The sequence below is a fragment of the Alloalcanivorax mobilis genome, from assembly GCF_002864685.1.
In the GTDB taxonomy this organism is placed as follows: Bacteria; Pseudomonadota; Gammaproteobacteria; order Pseudomonadales; family Alcanivoracaceae; genus Alloalcanivorax; species Alloalcanivorax mobilis.
In genome coordinates, this window is the sequence record NZ_NMQZ01000028.1 from 1 (window position 1) to 18975 (window position 18975).

The following is an 18975-nucleotide window of genomic DNA, read 5'->3' on the forward strand; positions in this document are numbered from 1 at the left end:
TCCGACTCCGTGGGCCATCCTTCGGACCGTCGCTGTCGCGACGTCCAAATCGCTCCCGGCGATTTTGTCTGGCCGCCGCCGGTCGGAGCATCCTCTGGGGCGTGGTCGAGTCTGGCCGTGGGCGCTATGCTGGGGCTTCCTGATTCGAGGGGGTGCGCCGGTGATCCATGGATTTCATGCCCACGTCTATTACGACGAGCACACTTTCACGCAGGCGGCCGCGCTTTGCCAGGCCGCGCATCAGCGCTTTGATGTGCCGATGGGCCGTTTGCATCGCCGCCCGGTGGGGCCGCATCCCTGCTGGAGTTGCCAGCTGAGCATTTCCATTGAGCAGTTCCAGGAAGTGCTGTTGTGGCTGATGCAGGCCCGCAACGGCTTAAGTGTTTTCATCCACGGTCTGAGCGGGGACGACCTGCGTGACCACACCGAGCTGGTAATGTGGCTCGGGCGCAGCTACCCCCTGGATCTGTCTTTGTTCGGTTCCCCGGCCGACGCCTCCCGTTCCTCACGCTCATAGAGCCATTGCTCGGCCTGATCCAGCCAATCGGGGCCGAGTTGCTCCTGAATATAATCGCGAATGAACTGGCGCACCTTCTGTGAGGCAGTAACGTCTTCGCGGGCGCACAGGTACTCCAGGGCGGCTTTTTTGCGTGGGTCAATCAGCAGGGTCAGGCGAGCGGTGCGTTTTTCCATATGGCTTTCCCGGTCGGCAATGATGTTAATTTGATTAACATGCAGGGCGTATTGTAACGGCATAGTATGCCCATGTTGACCCGCCGCCCACCCTGGCCGGCCACCCTGGCCGCCCACCCAGAGAGTCCCGATGTCCCATCACGATGCTCTTCTTTCGTTGAGACCGTTTCACGCGGTGCGCGAACGCCTGGCCGAAGGGTACGGCAAGGCGGATCTTGGCCGCGATCTGCTGGCCGGGCTGACCGTCGGGGTGATCGCCATACCGCTGTCGATGGCGCTGGCCATCGCCAGCGGCGTGCCGCCGCAATATGGACTGTATACGGCCATTGTCGCCGGCGCGGTGATCGCCTTGACCGGCGGTTCGCGCTTCAGCGTGTCCGGGCCGACCGCCGCGTTCGTGGTGGTGCTCTATCCGATTGCGAAAAGCCATGGCTTGAGCGGCTTGTTGATGGCCACGATGATGGCCGGTGCTCTGCTTATTCTGCTCGCTGTGCTGCGCCTCGGACGGCTGATCGAGTACATTCCGCCGCCGGTGACGCTGGGCTTTACCGGCGGCATCGCGGTGGTGATCGCCACCTTGCAGATCAAGGATTTGCTCGGCCTGCCCCTGGCGGGCTTGCCGGAGTCCTACATCGGCAAACTGCAGGCGATTGTCGGCGCCTTGCCCTCCATCCACTGGCCCAGTATGGCGGTGGCCTCGCTCACTTTTCTGTTGCTGGTGATCTGGCCGCGGCTGCGCACGCCGGTGCCGCCGCATTTGCCGGCACTGATGGCGGGCACACTGCTGGCCTGGTGGTTGAACCACCAGGGCCTGCTGGTCGATACCATTGGCAGCCGTTTCTCTTATCAGCTGGACGACGGCGCGATCGGGCAGGGGGTGCCGGCCGGAGCGCCAATCTTTGCCTGGCCCTGGCTGCGCGCCGGCGATATCGGCCTGCAATGGCACTGGTCGATGCTTCGCGAACTGCTGCCGGCGGCCTTCGCCATCGCCATGCTGGGCGCCATTGAGTCGCTGTTGTGCGCGGTGGTGCTGGACGGCATGAGCGGCAAGCGACACAGCGCCAACAGCGAGCTGCTCGGGCAGGGTATCGGCAACCTGGTGGCGCCGCTGTTCGGAGCGATTCCGGCCACCGCCGCGCTGGCACGCTCGGCGGCCAACTTTCGAGCCGGCGCGCGATCCCCGATCGCCGCGCTGGTACACGCACTGGTGGTGCTTTTTGGCATGGTGGTGTTGGCCCGCTGGCTGGGTTTGTTGCCGATGCCGGCCCTGGCGGCGCTGTTGTTGCTGGTCGCCTGGAACATGAGCGAGGCGGATAAGACCCTGAAGCTGGTCAAAACCGCGCCCTGGGGCGATGTGCTGGTGTTGATAACCTGCCTGTCGCTGACCGTGTTCCTGGACATGGTGGTGGCGATCACCGCCGGTGTATTGCTCGCCGCGATCCTGTTCGTGCGCGAGGTGGCGGGCATGACGCGGGTGACGGACGTGTCCGCCCAGGAGCGTCTTTTGACCGGGCCACTGCCCGAAGGATGGTCGGTGTTCAAGATCACCGGTCCCTTGTTCTTCGCGGCGGCGGACCGGGTGTTCGCAGAGATATCCAACCTGAGTGTCGGCAAGAAAGGGGTTGTTCTGTATATGGACGGCGTCACCGTGCTCGACGCCGGCGGCCTGGCTACTCTGCTGCGCCTGGGCGAGCATTTTATCGCGTCGGGCACCCGCCTGATGATCGCTGATTTAAGCTACCAACCCTTGAGAACCCTGGCGCGGGCTTCGGTGCAGCCGGTGCCGGGGGCGATCAGCTATCACGGCACACTGGCTGAGGCCTTGCGGGTGTTACGCGAAGGCTGACGCCGACTGATGGTCGCGGTTTACCGGATTTTGCGTTTTGCCAGGTTGTTTTGCTGGGCTGGCGCGCGCATCACTGTGTAATCTGAAGGACCCCTTGTCCAGTTCATTCACTTTGCCCAGGAGCTTCCATGAGCGATAAGCAGCCGTTTCTCACCGACATCAAAACGCTCCGTGAACGGGCCCGTAAGCACATTGAGCAGGGCGCGGTCACCGAAGGCTACGCCGCCGACCGGGACACCGTGATCCGGCTTCTCAATGAGGCTCTCGCCACCGAGATTGTCTGCACGCTTCGCTATAAGCGTCACTACTACATGGCGGACGGGCTCAATGCGAGCATCGCCGCGGCGGAGTTTCTTGAGCACGCGCAGCAAGAGCAGCAGCACGCGGACTGGCTCGCCGAGCGCATTGTTCAGCTTGGTGGCGAGCCCAATTTTTCTCCGGAAGGGCTGCTGAGCCGCTCCCACGCGGAATACGTGGAAGGCAATACGCTTAAGGAAATGGTCAAAGAGGATCTGATCGCCGAGCGCATCGCCATCGACAGCTACCGGGAAATCGCTGTTTATCTGGGCGACAAAGACCCCACCACCCGGCGCATCATGGAAGATATTCTCGCCCAGGAGGAAGAGCACGCCGACGATATGGCGGCGATCCTGGAAGCGCTTTGAACCCGGCGGCGCCATGGTGGCGCCGCTGGCAATGTCCGGGGCGCGGCCATGCGCCCCAGAATCGGGAGGCAGATCGCGGATGACGACACCCAGGAAAGAGAGCCGCAACGGTAAGGTTGTCGCCGGCATCCAGATACGCACCAATAACAATCTGGAGATGGAGGCGGACGATTCCCGGCTGAGCCGGTTGTGGGAGCGTTTCAAGGACGAAGAACTGGCCGAACGGATACCGGACAAAGCCGCCGGCTCGCCGGTGTACGGGGTTTATTCGGAGTATGAAAACGGCACGCAAGGCGATTACAGCGTGCTGGCCGGTGTTGAGGTCAGCGACGAAGAGAAAGTGCCGGACGATTACGCCACCCTGATTCTGGAAGCCGGAGAGTACCTGGTGTTCGAGGTGGCCGGCTCGGCGGTGGAGGCCGCCCCGGAAGCCTGGGGTCTGGTCTGGAGCTATTTCGAGCAGGACGACGCGCCACAGCGGGCCTTCGCCACCGATTTCGAAGTCTACTGCCTGGCCGACGATAAGGTCGAACTGTACATCGGTATTAAAGGCGGCTAATCGCGGATCACCCGGCCCCGGTAGACGACCTTGCCACCGCCTTTCCGGGATGTTTGGGGGTCGGTCCGTGGGGCATCGCTATCCGCGCCGTCGGCCGCTCCGCTTCGGCGGTGCGGAGCAGGTGGAGGGGCATTCTCAGACACCGGTTGGCCACGGTACATGCGACGCGCCGGCTCGGGTGGGTCCGCGGCGGTGTGGGTCTCCGTGGTCCCGGCGACGCTCTGAGAGCTTTCGATTTCTCCGCTGTCATCGGTGCCGGTTCGCGCGGCGATCTCGCCCATCAGTCGGGACAATTCCGGGGCCTTGCTGAGGGCGGTGTAGTGTTCCAGTTTGGTGCGCAATGCCTGGTCGGTGAGTGACAGGCGGACATTGAACTCATCGCGGATCAATCGACGGCACTGGTTCACCAGCGCCACCACCCGGTAGTTCATCAACCAGTGGGCGTTCAGTCCAGCATCCATCGCTTTCCCCAGTGATAGCCGCTCCTGTCTTAATCAAGCAGCTTCCGTGCCACCGCTTCGGGGGCGTCGTCTCAGCGGGCGGCGGGGGGCGTCTGTTTATCGTTGTAGACGCGGGAAAAGAAGGTTTTGCTGGCCTGGGCGATGTCTCCCTTCGGGTGCCCTTCATTCTCCCTCTCTACTCTCCAAGGACGGAGCCGCGGGAAATTGATGGCCGGGTCGGCGACGAGACGAGCCTGCGGCCCCGGCCCCGAGCTTGCATGCTCGGGGCGCTACGCTGGGCTAAGCAGTGCTTCGCTTAACCCGGCTTCGCCCTGTCGTCCGCCGCCTCAGTTGGCCGTGCTGTCAGTGGCCAACTGACCCTATCAATTTCCCGCGCCTCGGCAACACAACAAGGGGGGAGCCCTCCAGAACGGCACGGCCGGGCCGTTACGGTCCTGGCGGTGCTATGGACCCGTGGCGGTGACGCTGCTCAGTGAGCGGGGCAAGGGCGGTGCCTGGAGGGAGCTGTTTGGCCAGGGATGGCCAAACTAACAGCGGCCATGGATGGCTTGAGCGGTCCCGGAAGGCACCGGTCTTGTCCCGCGCCCCCATGGCCCAGCCCTGTGAACAGCTAAAAACGACTTTCCCTAAACCGCGATGAACATTATTTTTTCGCCAATACGTCCTTCAAGAAGCGCGCGGTATGGCTGCCTTTTACCTTGGCCACCTGTTCCGGCGTGCCTTCGGCGATCACCTGGCCGCCCCCGTCGCCCCCTTCCGGGCCCAGATCCACGATCCAGTCGGCGGTCTTGATCACGTCCAGGTTATGTTCGATCACCACGATGGTATTGCCGTGGTCGCGCAATCGGGTCAGCACATCCAGCAGCATCTGAATGTCCTGGAAGTGAAGGCCGGTGGTCGGTTCATCCAGGATGTACAAAGTACTGCCGGTGTCCCGGCGGGACAACTCCCGCGCCAGCTTGACCCGCTGCGCCTCGCCGCCGGAAAGCGTGGTGGCGGCCTGGCCCAGTTTGATGTAGCTCAGGCCCACGTCCAGCAGGGTCTGCAAACGCCGTTGCAGAGCCGGCACCGCATCAAAAAAGCCGCGCGCTTCCTCGATGGTCATGTCCAGCACTTCGTAGACGTTCTTGCCTTTGTAGGTGACTTCCAGCGTTTCCCGGTTGTAGCGGCGGCCCTCGCACACTTCGCAGGGGACGTAGATGTCCGGCAGAAAGTGCATCTCCACCTTGATCACGCCATCGCCCTGGCAGGCCTCGCAGCGGCCGCCCTTGACGTTAAAACTGAAACGGCCCGGTTTGTAGCCGCGTGCGCGCGCTTCCTGGGTGCCGGCGAACAGTTCCCGCACCGGGGTGAAAATGCCGGTGTAGGTGGCCGGGTTGGAGCGCGGTGTGCGGCCGATCGGGCTCTGGTCGATGTCCACCACTTTATCGAAGTGCTCCAGGCCCTCCAGGCTTTCATGGGGCGCCGCCTGCAGGGTGGTGGCCTTGTTCAACCGGGTGGCGGCCAGCGGATAAAGAGTATGGTTGATCAGCGTCGATTTGCCCGAGCCGGAAACCCCGGTAACGCAGGTGAGCAGCCCCACCGGCAGGTTCAGCGGGTGGCCCTTGAGGTTGTTGCCGCTGGCCCCGAACAGCGTCAGCCAGCGGTCGTCCTTGTTGGTGTGCCGCTGTTTCGGCACGGCGATGCGTTTGCGCCCTGACAGATAATCGCCGGTCAGGGAGGCTTTGTTGGCCGCCACCTGTTTGGCGGTGCCCTGGGCCACCACCTGGCCGCCGTGCACGCCGGCACCGGGGCCGATGTCGATGACGTGGTCGGCGGTGCGAATGGCGTCTTCGTCGTGCTCCACCACCAGCACCGTGTTGCCCAGATCACGCAGGCGGGTGAGAGTGTTCAGCAACCGTTCGTTGTCGCGCTGATGCAGGCCGATGGACGGCTCGTCGAGCACGTACATGACGCCCACCAGGCCGGCGCCGATCTGGCTGGCCAGGCGTATGCGCTGCGCCTCGCCGCCGGACAGGGTTTCCGCGCTGCGCTCCAGGGTCAGATATTCCAGGCCCACATTGACCAGGAATTGCAGGCGGTCACGAATTTCCTTGAGGATCTTCTCGGCGATCTCGCCGCGGCTGCCGGGCAGTTTCAGGCTGTCGAAATAGGCGAAGGCTTTGCCCACCGCCAGACGCACCACCTCGGGCAGGGTGATCTCGTCGATGAACACGTGCCGGGCCGCTTCGCGCAGGCGCGAGCCGTTGCAGGTCGGGCAGGTGGACGTGGACAGATAGCCGGCCAGGTCTTCGCGCACCGCGTCGGATTCGGTTTCCCGGTAGCGGCGCTCCATGTTCGGGATGATCCCCTCGAACGGATGATTGCGCTTGATGATGTCGCCGCGATCATTGAGGTAGCGGAATTCCACGCTCTCTTTGCCGGTGCCCTGGAGGATCTTTTTGCGCACCGCCTTGGGCAGGCTCTTGAAGGCGACATCCATATCGAAGCCGATGCTCTGCGCCAGCGAGTTGAGCATCTGAAAATAATAGACATTGCGGCGGTCCCAGCCACGGATGGCGCCTTCCGCCAGCGACAGCTCCTCGCTGGTGATGACCTTGCTTTCATCGAAGAACTGCTTCACGCCCAGGCCGTCGCAGCTGGGGCAGGCGCCGGCCGGGTTATTGAACGAGAACAGGCGCGGTTCCAGTTCAGGAATCGAATAGCCGCAATGAGAGCAGGCAAACTTGGCGGAAAACGTCACCTCCTCGGGTTTGCTGCCCTTGGCGGGGGTGTCCATGGAGGCAATGATGGCGATGTCGTCGGCCAGGCCGAGCGCGGTTTCGAACGATTCCGCCAGCCGGTTCTGCAAATCGCCGCGAACTTTGAAGCGATCCACCACCACTTCCACGGTGTGCTTCTTGTTCTTTTCCAGGGCCGGGGTGTCGTCCATGTCGTAAATGCGGCCATCGATGCGCACCCGGATAAAGCCCTGGGCGCGCAACTCTTCGAACAACAGAGCGTGCTCGCCTTTCTTCTCGCGCACCACCGGCGCCAGCAACATCAGCCGGCTGCCTTCTTCCATGGCCAGCACCTGATCGACCATCTGGCTGATGGTCTGCGCCGCCAGCGGTGTACCGTGTTCCGGGCAGCGTGGCTCGCCAACCCGGGCAAACAGCAGCCGCAGATAGTCGTAGATCTCGGTGATGGTGCCGACCGTGGAGCGCGGGTTGTGGCTGGTGGACTTCTGCTCAATGGAAATCGCCGGGCTGAGCCCTTCGATGTGGTCGACATCGGGCTTTTCCATCATCGACAGAAATTGTCTGGCGTAGGTGGACAGAGACTCCACGTAGCGCCGCTGCCCCTCCGCATAGAGGGTGTCGAAAGCCAGGGAGGACTTGCCCGAACCGGACAGACCGGTGATCACCACCAGCTTGTCCCGGGGAATGTCCAGATCCACGTTTTTCAGATTATGGGTGCGCGCGCCGCGAACCAGAATGGTATCCATGAGATGGCGAACCCTCGGCTACTGTCAAAATGAACAGTGTAGTATAGGGCAAAGATCGTGAAGGGGAAAAGAAAGGAAGCGCCGGCACGCCACACGCTTCACGCGGGCACGCCTCCAGGCGTAGGCGCGAGAGCGTGCCGGCGCGGTGCGCGGTGTGGGTTACAGGTTTTCCTGGGCCCAGTTAACCGCCTGCAGGCGGTTGGAGGCGTTGATCTTTTTGAAGATGTTGTAGATGTGGGTCTTGATGGTGTGCGGGCTGAGGCTGAGCACGTTGGCGATTTCGGAATTCTTGGCGCCGGTGGCCATCACCTTCAGTACCTCGATTTCGCGGTCGGTGAGATTCACCTCGTTGCGTGCGAAGGTCTTATTGAAGGCCCGGCTTTTCACCAGATATTGCTGCAGCACCTTGCGCGGGAACCACAGCTCGCCTTCAAAAATGGCTTTAATGCCTTTGGTCAGAAGGCCCTGGGGGCAATCGTGCAGAAAACCGCCATTGACCATGGGCAGGCCCGCCAGCCGGGCGAGGGCTTCTTCGTTATCCACATTGAAGACGCCAATCAGAATATCGCTGTCCAGGCGTTTGTCGGTATCCAGCAGTTGGGCGATCACATCATTGACGTCCACGGAGTGGAAATCCACCAGAAACAGATTCTGCTCGATCCGGCCGAGTTGTTCTTCCTCCACCTGGCCGACGGTTTTGACCGCGACGGCGGGGATCGACTCTTTGTCAAGAAATTCGGTAAGCAGGGCGTTCTGAAGGTGCTGACTCCCCACTACGTACACTTGTGCCGATTGCGTTTCCATTGGTTCGTCCATGATGAGTCCCGAGGATATCGGGGTGAACTACGAAGAAAAACTGATTCAACTGTGAAATCTATCACTGCTTCGGTGGGGGTTCAATTTGCCATTACCGGATCGACACGCTTTCTGCCTCGCCGCCGAGCCGCCGATCCCGGGCCGCCGCGGAAGCGGCCGAGAACGGAACCTCCGACCGGCCAGGGAATCTGATACACTCCACACCCCATTTTTCACTGTCCTTGCTCATGACCGATGCTTCCCAGGCCGCCCTGCGGCGCGCCGAGTTGACCACCACAGGGTCTCTGGCGGCGATTTTTGCCCTGCGTATGTTCGGGCTGTTCATGATTTTGCCGATCTTCGCGGTATTCGGCGCCCGGCTGGAAGGCGCCACACCGCTTTTGATCGGCACCGCGATTGGCGCCTATGGCCTGATGCAGGCGCTGCTGCAGATCCCCTTCGGGATGCTCTCGGACCGGTTTGGCCGGCGGCCGATGCTGGTGATCGGGCTGTTGCTGTTCGTGGCCGGCGGCGTGGTGGCGGCGCTCAGCGACACCATCCACGGCGTGATCGCCGGGCGGGCGCTGCAGGGCGCGGGCGCCATCGCGAGCGTCATCATGGCGTTGATCGGCGATGTTGTCAGCGAACGGCATCGCACTCGGGCGATGGCGCTGATCGGCATGTCGGTGGGTTCATCGTTTATTCTTGCGTTGATTCTTGGCCCGCTGCTGGCCAACTGGTTGGGCCTGAGCGGGCTGTTCTGGCTCACCGTGGTGCTCGGCCTGGTCGCCGTGGTGGTGACTTTATGGGTGCCCTCGCCGGATGTGCGCGCCAGTGAGCCTCTTGCTCTGGGTGAGCGTTTCCGGCGCAGCCTGGGCAGCGCCAATCTGCGCCGGCTTGATCTGGGCATTCTCACCCTGCACCTGACCATGACCGCCTCATTCGTGGTATTGCCACAGCTGCTGCGCCATCGACTGGGGCTGAATCTCGAGCAGCACAGCCTGCTGTATCTGGTGGTTCTGGTGGGCGGGTTCCTGGCCATGGTGCCATTGATTATCGCCGCTGAGCGGCGTGGGGCGATGCCGATCAAACGGCTGGCGGTGACCCTGCTGATCGTCGCCGAAGTGCTTCTGGCCCTGGCGGGCAGCACGCTATGGCACTTTGTGCTGGCGCTGTTTATTTACTTCATGGCTTTTAATCTGCTTGAGGCTTTACTGCCCTCGCTGGTGGGCCGCGCCGCGCCGGCGGGCACCCGAGGCACGGCCATGGGCATCTATTCCACCAGCCAGTTTCTGGGCGTCTTTATTGGCGGCCAGCTCGGCGGCGCGCTTTATCAGTGGGTGGGCGCGGAAGCGGTGTTCTTCGGCTGCGCGGCGATGGGCCTGGTGTGGCTGTGGATCCTGCGGGGCATGGCGGAACTGCCCAAGCTCGACAATCGCGCCATCCGCCTGCGTGCCGGGGTCGACTGGGGAGAGGCCGCCGATCGGTTGCGCGCGGTGCCCGGGGTGCTGGAAGCGGTGGTGGTGGCCGAGCAGAGCCTGGCGCTACTCAAGGTGGACAACCAGCAACTGGATGAACAGGCCCTGGCGGCGCTGACCGCCGATGTGCAAAGCGCCTGAGCCCTTTCCGGGGGCGTCGCCGCGAGCTCGCCCGCTGACCATGCGCAAGGGGGTTATTCGGCGGGCGTAAAGCTGCCACAATAGCCGATCCGCACCATTCCGTGCCGGTATTTTACCGGCCCAGCAGGCCCTCTAGAAACAAGGGAGCAGATAGCCATGGCGAGAGGCGTTAACAAGGTTATTTTAATCGGCAACCTGGGTGCCGATCCGGAAACCCGATTCATGCCCAGCGGCGGCGCCGTGACCAATGTCCGGCTGGCCACCAGTGAAAGCTGGAAGGATCGCCAGACCGGCCAGATGCAAGAGCGCACCGAGTGGCATCGGGTGGTGTTCTTCAATAAGCTCGGCGAGATCGCCGGCGAGTATCTGAAGAAAGGCTCCAAGGTGTACATCGAGGGCTCGATCCGAACCCGCAAGTGGCAGGGGCAGGATGGCCAGGACCGTTACACCACCGAGATCGTCGCCAACGAGATGCAAATGCTCGATGGCCGTGGTGGCGAAGGCGGCGGTGGTGGTGGCTACCAGCAGAATCAGGGCGGGGACCGGCAGGGCGGCGGTTATGCCAACAATGATAATAACGACTACGAGTCGGGCAATGAAGCCAGTAAGCCGCGCGGTAATTTCAACGGCCCGGCGGATGACTTCGACGACGATATCCCTTTCTAAGAGCGGCTAATGATCTTCACGGCAGCGAGTGGTCGCCGGAAAGGGCCGGAGCGATGTGCTCCCGGCGCAGGCGCCGTGAGAATCATGGACAGGCTCTAAAGGCTTTTTTTGGGTGGGTTGACGATGCGGCGTTGGATCGCTCTGGGGGCGGTGTTTTTCCTCAGTTTATGTGTATTCCTGGTGGCGCTGATGCCGGCGGCGGTGGTGGTGGATCGGCTGCCGGCGCTGCGACCCGGTGGCGCTCCATTGGTGCTCTCGCAGCCCCGCGGGCGCTGGTGGGATGCCACGGTGAACGCGCGCTGGCGTGATCAGCAGGGGACGCTGGCCTGGACGTTGGACTGGCACGGCTTGACCCCGGGTTTACAGCTTTCTTTACGTTCCGATGACCTGCAAGGTGACGGCTGGCTGGGTGCCGACTGGGGGGACTGGCGTCTTGAACAATGGCGTGCCACAGTACCGGTCGCCATGATCAGCCGGCAGGTGCCGCAGGGCAATGCCGACGGTACCGCTCATGTTTCCCTGATGGTTCTGGAACTCGCCGGTGGATCGGTGGTCGATGCCAAAGGCACGCTGGATTATAGCGGCGGCACGGTCACCTGGAGCAGCGGCTCGGCTCGGGTGCCGCCTCTGGATGGCCGCCTGTTCATGGGTGAGCAGGGGCCGCGGCTGCGGGTAACCGGGCCGGATCAGCAACAGCTGGTCGAGGCCAGCATCGAGAAGAAGATGTTGAAGGTTCAGGTGCATCGGGCCTGGCCTCAACTGCTCGGTGTCAGCCAGGGGGGCGACCCCTCGGATGTGGTGTTTCAGATGAGTCAGCCGCTGAAGTTCGGCTCCTGAGCCAGCGCCGCGGCGCTGAAGAAAAACAAAATGTGCAGGGTGGCGTGACGTTTCGCGTATCTTGAACGACTGCGCCGCCACACCCGGGCACCGGAGCATCACTTCGGGCCTCAATATAACAAGCGGCAGTGACCGCAGGGCCGACCGGCCTGGAAAAACCGGCCACGGACAACCGGCTGTTTATAGCGAATCTTTTGATCGCCGGTGGGCCGGATAACGATAAGTGGGATTGTGGATTTATGATTCAGTGGGCCCGGAGGGGAAACCAGCAGAAGTGGTCCGGACGGCTGCGTATCGTGATGGCGCTGTTGCTGCTCGTGCTGCTGGCATACGTGATTGCCCAGACCGCCTGGATACTCTGGTATGGGCCCAGCGACGCTCTTCCCCCCTCCTCGTTACAACAGGTGCGAACGGCGGCCGGCGACAACGGTGGCCGGCAACTCTCCCAGTCCCAGGTGGAGGGCTGGCAGCTGTTTGGCCTCTATCAACAAGAAGCGCAGAACAATAATGATCGCCCCGTGGACGCGCCGGACACCCGGCTCAAGCTGGAACTGCTCGGTTTATTCCAAACCCGGGATCGCGACAAATCCTCCGCGATCATCGCGGAAAAAGGCAAGGACGCGGAGCTCTATCACATCGGCGACGGTATTCCCGGTAACGCCAAGATCGACGAAATCTACGCGGATCGCGTGATCCTGCGTCGGCAAGGTCGTCTGGAGACGTTGCGTCTGAACGAACTGAGCGCTCTGGGTGGCGTCACCCAGGTCACCGAGCCGGCTCCCCGCGAGCCTTCTCCAAGCCCGCAAACGGATCTCAGCCAGCAGCGCTCGGCGGTGATTCGGCAATTGGGGCTCAAGCCGGTGAGCGAGGGAGAGACCCAGGGTTATCAGATCGGCGCCCAGGCGCCCAAGCAGTTGATCGAGCAGGTTGGCCTTAACCAGGGTGATGTCATTGTGTCGGTAAACGGCTATCCGCTGGGTACCGAAGACAGCGATCTTGCGGCCATGCAGTCTTATCAGGACACCCAGGCGGCCTCCATCGTGGTCCAGCGTGGCGATCAGCAATTTACCGTGAACTATCCACCGTAGCGAGATTGTTATGGAGCCTTTGAACATCCCCTTTGAAGCCGCGGGCTCCCTGAGCGCGGCGCCGGCCCGGCGGACTCTGGCAGGCACAGTGGGGTCAGGCCGGAACCGCGCAACCCGGAACGTGACGCGCTCGCGCTGGAGTATCGCCTGGCAGGCGGCCATGGTGGCCCTGGTGCTGACGTTGCCGCTGGGCGTGCACGCCCAGCAGGCCAAAAACGAAGTCACTCGCAGCAGTGACGGCAAGTCCTGGACGGTGAACATCCGCAACGCCGACATTCAGGCGTTCATCAGCCAGGTCGCCGAGATGACCGGCAAGAATTTCGTTATCGACCCGCGCGTTCGCGCCCGTGACGTGACGGTGATCTCTAACAAGCCGCTCAGTTCCGATGAGGTCTATCAACTGTTTCTGTCGGTTCTGCAGGTGCACGGTTACGCCGCGGTCCCGGCGGGCAACGTGATCAAGATCGTCACCAACACCACCGCCAAACAGAGCAATCTGCCGCTCACCCAGAGCACCACGGTGGATGGCGAGGAGCTGATCACGCAGGTGATTCCGGTGGACAATTCCCCGGTGGAAGAGCTGGTGCCGGTGCTGCGTCCGCTGGTGCCGCAATATGGTCACCTGGCGGCGGTGGGGTCCGCCAATGCGCTGATCATCAGCGATCACGCGGACAACATCGGTCGTATCCGCGCCATTATTCAGAGCCTGGACGGCGCCGAGAGCGACGATGTGGAGATCGTTCAGCTCAAGCACGCGTTCGCCGGCAACATGGTGGCCCTGCTGCAGGAACTCACCAAGCCGGACCCGGGCAACCGGCGAGCGGCGAACCAGAGCAACGCCACCGTGGTCGCCGACGAGCGTACCAACCGGCTGATCATCAAAGGGGATCGGGGCACCCGCGCCCGCTTGTTGCCGTTGATCAGCAAGTTGGACACGCCGTCCGCCGCCGCCGGTGGGGTTCAAGTGGTGCGCCTGAGCCATGGCGATGCCGAAAAAATGGCGGACTTGCTGAAGAATTTCGCCGAAGGCGCGTCCGCCGTTAAGCAGGGCGATACCAAGGGCTCGCCGGCGGCGACGGCAGGTGGCACCAGTGCCACCGCGCGAGTGTCGATCCAGGCGGATGTCTCTCTGAACGCCCTGGTGATTCGCGCCGAACCGGAGATGATGCGCGAGCTTCAGTCGGTGATCAGTCAGTTGGATGTGCGCCGTGCGCAGATTCTGATTGAAGCGGCGATCGTCGAGGTCACCGGTGACAAAGCCAGCTCCCTGGGCTTCCAGTACGTGGCGGGCAGTGGCGAGAACGGCATTGGCGCGGTTAACTTCAACAACAGCGGTGTCAGCATCCAGGATCTGCTCAGCGCGGTGATCACCGAAGACCCCTCACAGATTTCCCTGGGCGACGGTCTGGCCGCGGGCTTTGGCAAAACCAATTCGAACGGTGATCTGGAATGGGGCGCGCTGGTGCAGGCGCTGGCCTCCACCACCAACACCAATCTGTTGTCCACGCCCAGTATTCTGACTTTGGACAACCAGGAAGCGTCGATCATCGTCGGTGAGAACGTGCCCTTCGTGACCGGCCAGGCCTCCAGCACCGGCTCCGGCGTATCCAACCCCTTTACCACCATTCAGCGTGAGGACGTGGGCCTGACATTGAAGGTCACGCCCCATGTGGCCGGCTTGAACACCATCCGTCTGGAACTGGAACAGGAAACCTCGGCGGTCAAGGATTCGGTGGGCGAGGCCGTGGATATCGTGACCACCAAACGCAAGCTGACCACCACGGTGCTGGCGGACGATGGCGAGACCATCGCTCTGGGTGGCCTGATCTCCGATGACGTTCAGGACACCGTGCGCAAGGTGCCGTTGCTGGGGGACATCCCGCTACTGGGCGTGCTGTTCCGCTCCACCAGCAAGAGCCATGTGAAGCGTAACCTGATGATCTTCATCAAGCCCACCGTGCTGGTCGACAATGAGCGTCTGGTGGACATGACCCGCGAGAAATACATGGGCGTGACCGCCATGCAGTTCCGCGTCGATGAAGACGGCAATCTGGTGCGCGACACGGCGTTCCCGCTGCCGACCCGTGCCAGCCAGTTGTTCGATGGCCGTTCGCCGGTGTCCGAGGATTACCGCAAGGCGTATGAGAGAGAGCAAAACAAGAGCGTTGATGAAAGCGCCGCGCCGAGCACCTCCGAGCCGGTGATCGAGAACGAGGGCTTCCTGCCCGGCGTCAAGGAAGAGTCGCCGCAGGAAGAGCGGCGCGAAGAACGGCAAGATGATGACCGTGGTGACGACCAGGCTGCCCGTGGTGGCGAGGCGCCGTCTCCGCGCTCATAGTCAGGGCGTGGAGCCGGGCCTCGTCCCGGCTTTCTGGCGGGCCTTTTTCTTCAGCCCCTCTCCCGCAAGGGCTGAGGGGCTTTGACGTCAACCAATGGCACTCAAGCGAGCGGCACCGCGCGTCGGGTGGCCTCGTCGCAGGTCGCGGGCGCACCATTGGCTTTGTTTGAGAGGCCTCGTTTAAGTCTCGTCCAGTGAGCGCAGGTTCTTCAGCACTTTGCGGCTGCGTTCCAGCTTCTTGATCAATTCTTCGTTGTCCGGTTGCAGCGGGGCAACCTGACGCCATAGCCGGTAGGCATCGCGATACTCGCCGCGCGCGTACAGGGCCTCGCCACGCGTCATGGCATCCTGGAAGCGCTGCTGACACCAGGCATCCACCTGATGACGAAGGGCTCCCGGGGCGCTGTCCGGGTGTTCCATAAGATAAGTGCGCGCGGCCAGAAGGTCGTTCAGCTCGCCGCTGTCCTGATACGCCGCCACCAGGCTTTGCGCCTGTCGACGCTGGGCCTCGCTGCGCTCGGAGCGGCGCCGGTCGCGGCTGCTGCTGATGTGGTGGCGGGCCTGCTCCAGAGCCGCCGGCTGCTGGCGGCTGGGGCTGAGGCGTTGGGCCATGTCCAGCAAGCGTAGCGCCGGCGCCCACTGCTCCTGGTTCGCGTAGCTGTGGCCCAGGTCGGTGAGCGCGACCGTGGCTTCGTTGCGCAGGCGATTCCATTCGGCGCGGGCCGCGCCGGCTCTGGCGGCTTCGAAGGGCGCCAGTTCGCTGTTCAAATCGCCACTGTCCAGCACCGCTTGCCCCACGGCCAGATACCAACGGCTCAGGCGCTCACGCAGACGGTCCGCTTCCCGTGCCTGCAGTTGTTGTTTCAGCGTGCTGAGAGGTTGGTTGTCCACCACTCTCGGCGACGTCTGATCCAGCGTCTGATACGCCTTTTGCCAGTCTCCCCGGGCGCCGAAGGCGCGGGCCCGGTCAAGCGCGTCGCCGCGGTATGCGTGGCTCGCCTCCAGTACCGCCGGACGTCGCGCCAGCAGGGCGGCGTTAAGCGGGTCATCCGGATCGGCGCCGTCGATGATCGCCAGGGCATCAGCGTAGCGATCCTCGGCGATCGCATCGTCCAGCCGTTGGCTGTTGTCGTTGGAGAACAGTGGGAGACTGGAACAGGCCGACAGCAACACGGCCATCGCCAAGGTCACCGCGGCGGCCCGCGGGCCGCGTCGGGTCTCAGTAGCGGCCATTGGACGCCTCCGGGCTGAGCGATGAAAGGAACTGGGCGATGCGCTGCTCCATCAGGGTTTCGGACAACGCGTGCACGCCATCGACCCGGTAGGTACCAACCTGCTCGGTACGGCCCCGCACGCGCATGGCGCCGTATTCCGTGGCGCGCACACGCGAGGCGATGTTGGCGTCGGCGAACAGGGTATCGGCGGCGATGATCTCACCGGCGGCGGCCATATTGGAAAGCCGCGAGGCGAGATTCACCGCATCGCCGACCACCGTGTATTGCATCCGCTCCCGGGAGCCCAGATTGCCGGCCAGCATGGCCCCGGCGTTAATGCCGATGCGAAACTCCACGGTGGTTTGCCCGCGGGCCTCGCGATGCTGATTCAGGCGCGCCACCAGCCGCTGAATCATTACCGCGCAGCACAGGCCATGAAACAGGTGCTCGGAATCCTCCTCCGGCACGCCGAACACGATCATCGCGCAGTCGCCCATGTATTTGTCGATGGTGCCCCGGTAGCAACCAGCGGCGGTGGTGATGGCGTCGAAATAGACGTTCAGCATGTTGGCGACCGCTTCCGGCGCCAGAGTTTCAGACAGCCGGGTAAAGCCGACGATGTCGGCGAACACCACGGTGGCCACCACATCCCGGCCGCCCAGGGTGACCTGGTTGAGGTCCGCCATCATCTTGCGCGCCACCGAGGGGCTGACGAAGCGCTGCAGCACGCGCTCCACCTGATCTTTCTCAAGCATGCTGTGCGCCATGCTGTTGTAGGCCTCGATCAGGTGGCCGATTTCGTCGTTGCGCCGCTCATGGATGCGATATTCCAGATCGCCTTTGCGCAATGCGCTGGTGGCGGCGAGCAGATTATGGATCGGCTGGGCCAGGCGCCGGCTGATCAGGAACGAGGCGATGATCGCCAGCAGCCCCATCACCAGGGTGGCGGTGATCATGGTGTCGCGCACGTCCTTTTGGGCGGCGATGATCGGGCGGTCGGAAAGCGTTACCGCCACCGAGCCGGCCAGCGCCTGCTCCACCATCACCGGCGCGAAATAGGTGCTCAAGGCGTGGTGCTCCAGGCGCCAGCGGCGCACGGTGTGCGTGGCCGGCGTGCCGCCGGGGGGCACCAGGCCGGCTTTGTCCAGTTGTTGTCCGTCGCGATCAAACAGGGCTGCGCCATGGATGTTGCCACTGCGGACCAGGTTATTGATGTGCACTTTGAGCAGAAAGCTGTCTTCGGCGAGCAGCGGCTCCTGGGCGGTGTGCGCGAGCTGGGTGGCGATGGCGTCGCCAAAGGTATCGGCCTGGGCGCGCATGCGTTCCAGTTGATTATTGAGCAGCAGGGAGCCCAACAGCGCCATGCCGATCAGCAGCAACGCCGAGATCGATAGACCCATCTTCCAGGCCACTGGGAAATAGGCGGGAACATAGGGTTTGATCAACGCATTAAAGCGCTGCCTGGGGGTCGAACGCTGGCGGGTCGGGGGCTGGGTCACGGCGGCTGGCACGGCTTCGCTTGTCACGCATGAATTGCAGTGTCACATTGCCAGACTGGCCGGCTGGAAACCAGCCTGAAACCCTGGGATTGAGCAAACAGATCGATTCGATATGGCATTTATCAGCGAACGGCGCCTGGCCGCCAATGGATTGGACTTCTTTATTGCCGAGGCCGGTGAGCCCGATGCCCCCCTGGTGCTTTGCCTGCATGGTTTCCCCGAGTGCTGGGCGTCGTGGCGTTATCAACTGCCGGTGCTGGCGCAATCGGGCTACCACGCGGTGGCGCCGGACCTGCGCGGTTACGGCGAAACCGGTGGCCCCGATGAGGTGGAAGAATATCGCCAGTCGCGGCTGGTGGCCGACGTGGTGGCGCTGATTGACGCTCTGGGCGCGCAGCGCGCCGTGTTGATTGGGCACGATTGGGGCTGCGCTCTGGCCTGGCAGGTGGCGCGCCGGCACCCCGAGCGGGTCGCGGCGGTGGTGGGGTTGTCGGTGCCCTATGGTGGCCCCGCGCCCCGGCCGCCCACCGAGGCAATGCGCGCGCTGTTTGGCGATCATTTTTTCTACATGTTGTACTTCCAACAGCCGGCGTTGCCGGAGCAGGAGCTGCAGGAAAATGTTCAGGACAGCCTGCGCCGCCTATTTCACAGCCTCTCCGCGGACGGCATCGACGACTTTCGTGTCGGCCACGATGACCGGCGGATTCTACAGGCCATGTCCAGGCCGGAGACACCACCGCGCTGGATGCGCGATGAGGATCTGGCCTACTACGTAGCCCGCTTCGAGAAGACCGGTTTTACCGGTGCCATCAACTGGTACCGGGCGATGGACGCCTCTTGGCGGGAAAGCCGGGACGACCCGAACTGGACGATCCCGGCGCCGGTTCTGTTTCTCGGTGGCATGCAGGACCCGGTGCTGATCTTCGGCCAGAAAGCGCTGGCGCGCATGCCCGATTACGTGCCCGATCTGAGCACCGTGATTCTGGACCGCTGTGGCCACTGGATTCAGATGGAGCAGGCCGCCGAAGTGAACCGGGAGATCCTCGCCTTTCTTGAAAGAGTGGGCGAGGGCGCGCCGGCTTGATTCGGGCGTCGCCTCACCTCACGAAGCCGCTGTGGGAGCAGGTCAAGCCAGCGAACCGAGCCGAAGGCGAGGCCGGGGGCGAGGCAACACGCGACACGCCGCCCGCTTGCGCTTCGCGCAACAC

At 63.1% G+C, this 18975-nt stretch carries 16 protein-coding genes; 10 read left to right on the forward strand and 6 right to left on the reverse strand.

Annotated features, from left to right (window positions below):
• Positions 1 to 160: 160 nt before the first annotated feature.
• Positions 161 to 517: a DOPA 4,5-dioxygenase family protein gene (locus CGS25_RS13485; RefSeq protein WP_198588800.1), complete on the forward strand. Its 357-nt coding sequence runs from the start codon at positions 161 to 163 to the stop codon at positions 515 to 517.
• Here CGS25_RS13485 and CGS25_RS19235 read toward each other — a convergent pair.
• The gene (locus CGS25_RS19235; RefSeq protein ID WP_232802406.1) at positions 454 to 693 is read right to left on the reverse strand and encodes a CopG family transcriptional regulator; all 240 of its coding nucleotides are present in this window, start codon (positions 691 to 693) and stop codon (positions 454 to 456) included. The genes CGS25_RS13485 and CGS25_RS19235 overlap by 64 nt on opposite strands.
• Before the next feature lie 130 nt (positions 694 to 823).
• On the opposite strand from CGS25_RS19235, the gene dauA reads away from it, so the two are divergent.
• The 3 genes from dauA (at position 824) to CGS25_RS13505 (ending at position 3763) form a co-directional block, all read left to right on the forward strand.
• Positions 824 to 2539, forward strand: coding sequence for a C4-dicarboxylic acid transporter DauA (dauA, locus tag CGS25_RS13495; RefSeq protein ID WP_101675798.1), 1716 nt, complete (start codon positions 824 to 826; stop codon positions 2537 to 2539).
• 128 nt (positions 2540 to 2667) lie between these two features.
• Positions 2668 to 3204 (forward strand): ferritin-like domain-containing protein, encoded by a 537-nt coding sequence (locus CGS25_RS13500; protein WP_089033185.1) that lies wholly within the window; start codon positions 2668 to 2670, stop codon positions 3202 to 3204.
• Positions 3205 to 3283: 79 nt separating this feature from the next.
• The gene (locus CGS25_RS13505; RefSeq protein WP_157933833.1) at positions 3284 to 3763 is read left to right on the forward strand and encodes a GyrI-like domain-containing protein; all 480 of its coding nucleotides are present in this window, start codon (positions 3284 to 3286) and stop codon (positions 3761 to 3763) included.
• On the opposite strand, the gene CGS25_RS13510 is transcribed toward CGS25_RS13505, so the two are convergent.
• From CGS25_RS13510 to CGS25_RS13520, 3 genes are all read right to left on the reverse strand, one after another.
• Positions 3760 to 4224 carry a hypothetical protein gene (locus tag CGS25_RS13510; RefSeq protein ID WP_101675799.1) on the reverse strand — a complete coding sequence of 155 codons (465 nt, stop codon included), beginning with the start codon at positions 4222 to 4224 and terminating at the stop codon, positions 3760 to 3762. The genes CGS25_RS13505 and CGS25_RS13510 overlap by 4 nt on opposite strands.
• 643 nt (positions 4225 to 4867) lie before the next feature.
• Entirely contained in the window at positions 4868 to 7711 is a 2844-nt protein-coding gene (uvrA, locus tag CGS25_RS13515) for an excinuclease ABC subunit UvrA (protein WP_089033182.1), read from the reverse strand.
• Positions 7712 to 7870: 159 nt separating this feature from the next.
• Positions 7871 to 8527 carry a response regulator transcription factor gene (locus tag CGS25_RS13520; RefSeq protein WP_089033181.1) on the reverse strand — a complete coding sequence of 219 codons (657 nt, stop codon included), beginning with the start codon at positions 8525 to 8527 and terminating at the stop codon, positions 7871 to 7873.
• Positions 8528 to 8754: 227 nt separating this feature from the next.
• On the opposite strand from CGS25_RS13520, the gene CGS25_RS13525 reads away from it, so the two are divergent.
• The 5 genes from CGS25_RS13525 (at position 8755) to gspD (ending at position 15054) form a co-directional block, all read left to right on the forward strand.
• Positions 8755 to 10125, forward strand: a complete 1371-nt coding sequence (locus CGS25_RS13525) for an MFS transporter (RefSeq protein WP_089034585.1) — start codon at positions 8755 to 8757, stop codon at positions 10123 to 10125.
• A gap of 156 nt (positions 10126 to 10281) precedes the next feature.
• Entirely contained in the window at positions 10282 to 10791 is a 510-nt protein-coding gene (ssb, locus tag CGS25_RS13530) for a single-stranded DNA-binding protein (protein WP_089033180.1), read from the forward strand.
• A gap of 123 nt (positions 10792 to 10914) precedes the next feature.
• Entirely contained in the window at positions 10915 to 11628 is a 714-nt protein-coding gene (gene gspN, locus CGS25_RS13535) for a type II secretion system protein N (RefSeq protein ID WP_089033179.1), read from the forward strand.
• 239 nt (positions 11629 to 11867) lie between these two features.
• A complete protein-coding gene (gene gspC / locus CGS25_RS13540; protein WP_089034584.1) occupies positions 11868 to 12716 on the forward strand; it encodes a type II secretion system protein GspC in 849 nt (282 codons plus the stop codon).
• A 121-nt stretch (positions 12717 to 12837) separates the two neighbouring features.
• Positions 12838 to 15054, forward strand: coding sequence for a type II secretion system secretin GspD (gene gspD / locus CGS25_RS13545; RefSeq protein ID WP_232802408.1), 2217 nt, complete (start codon positions 12838 to 12840; stop codon positions 15052 to 15054).
• A gap of 180 nt (positions 15055 to 15234) precedes the next feature.
• Here the strand turns inward: gspD and CGS25_RS13550 are convergent, their stop codons facing one another.
• Both CGS25_RS13550 and CGS25_RS13555 read right to left on the reverse strand, forming a co-directional pair.
• Complete coding sequence (locus tag CGS25_RS13550) at positions 15235 to 16287, reverse strand: hypothetical protein (protein WP_101675800.1); 1053 nt, start codon at positions 16285 to 16287, stop codon at positions 15235 to 15237.
• Positions 16274 to 17767, reverse strand: coding sequence for an adenylate/guanylate cyclase domain-containing protein (locus CGS25_RS13555; RefSeq protein ID WP_232802410.1), 1494 nt, complete (start codon positions 17765 to 17767; stop codon positions 16274 to 16276). Before CGS25_RS13555 ends, CGS25_RS13550 begins: the two co-directional genes overlap by 14 nt.
• 112 nt (positions 17768 to 17879) lie before the next feature.
• Between CGS25_RS13555 and CGS25_RS13560 the strand changes: the two genes are divergently transcribed.
• Entirely contained in the window at positions 17880 to 18851 is a 972-nt protein-coding gene (locus tag CGS25_RS13560) for an alpha/beta fold hydrolase (protein ID WP_101675802.1), read from the forward strand.
• The last annotated feature ends 124 nt before the right edge of the window (positions 18852 to 18975 follow it).

What these genes read in the sequence shown, in the direction of transcription:
- CGS25_RS19235 (WP_232802406.1), bottom strand. Translation starts at nt 693, where the DNA reads ATGGAAAAACGCACCGCTCGCCTGACCCTGCTGATTGACCCACGCAAA.
- dauA (WP_101675798.1), top strand. Translation starts at nt 824, where the DNA reads ATGTCCCATCACGATGCTCTTCTTTCGTTGAGACCGTTTCACGCGGTG.
- CGS25_RS13500 (WP_089033185.1), top strand. Translation starts at nt 2,668, where the DNA reads ATGAGCGATAAGCAGCCGTTTCTCACCGACATCAAAACGCTCCGTGAA.
- CGS25_RS13505 (WP_157933833.1), top strand. Translation starts at nt 3,284, where the DNA reads ATGACGACACCCAGGAAAGAGAGCCGCAACGGTAAGGTTGTCGCCGGC.
- CGS25_RS13510 (WP_101675799.1), bottom strand. Translation starts at nt 4,224, where the DNA reads ATGGATGCTGGACTGAACGCCCACTGGTTGATGAACTACCGGGTGGTG.
- uvrA (WP_089033182.1), bottom strand. Translation starts at nt 7,711, where the DNA reads ATGGATACCATTCTGGTTCGCGGCGCGCGCACCCATAATCTGAAAAAC.
- CGS25_RS13520 (WP_089033181.1), bottom strand. Translation starts at nt 8,527, where the DNA reads ATGGACGAACCAATGGAAACGCAATCGGCACAAGTGTACGTAGTGGGG.
- CGS25_RS13525 (WP_089034585.1), top strand. Translation starts at nt 8,755, where the DNA reads ATGACCGATGCTTCCCAGGCCGCCCTGCGGCGCGCCGAGTTGACCACC.
- ssb (WP_089033180.1), top strand. Translation starts at nt 10,282, where the DNA reads ATGGCGAGAGGCGTTAACAAGGTTATTTTAATCGGCAACCTGGGTGCC.
- gspN (WP_089033179.1), top strand. Translation starts at nt 10,915, where the DNA reads ATGCGGCGTTGGATCGCTCTGGGGGCGGTGTTTTTCCTCAGTTTATGT.
- gspC (WP_089034584.1), top strand. Translation starts at nt 11,868, where the DNA reads ATGATTCAGTGGGCCCGGAGGGGAAACCAGCAGAAGTGGTCCGGACGG.
- CGS25_RS13550 (WP_101675800.1), bottom strand. Translation starts at nt 16,287, where the DNA reads ATGGCCGCTACTGAGACCCGACGCGGCCCGCGGGCCGCCGCGGTGACC.
- CGS25_RS13560 (WP_101675802.1), top strand. Translation starts at nt 17,880, where the DNA reads ATGGCATTTATCAGCGAACGGCGCCTGGCCGCCAATGGATTGGACTTC.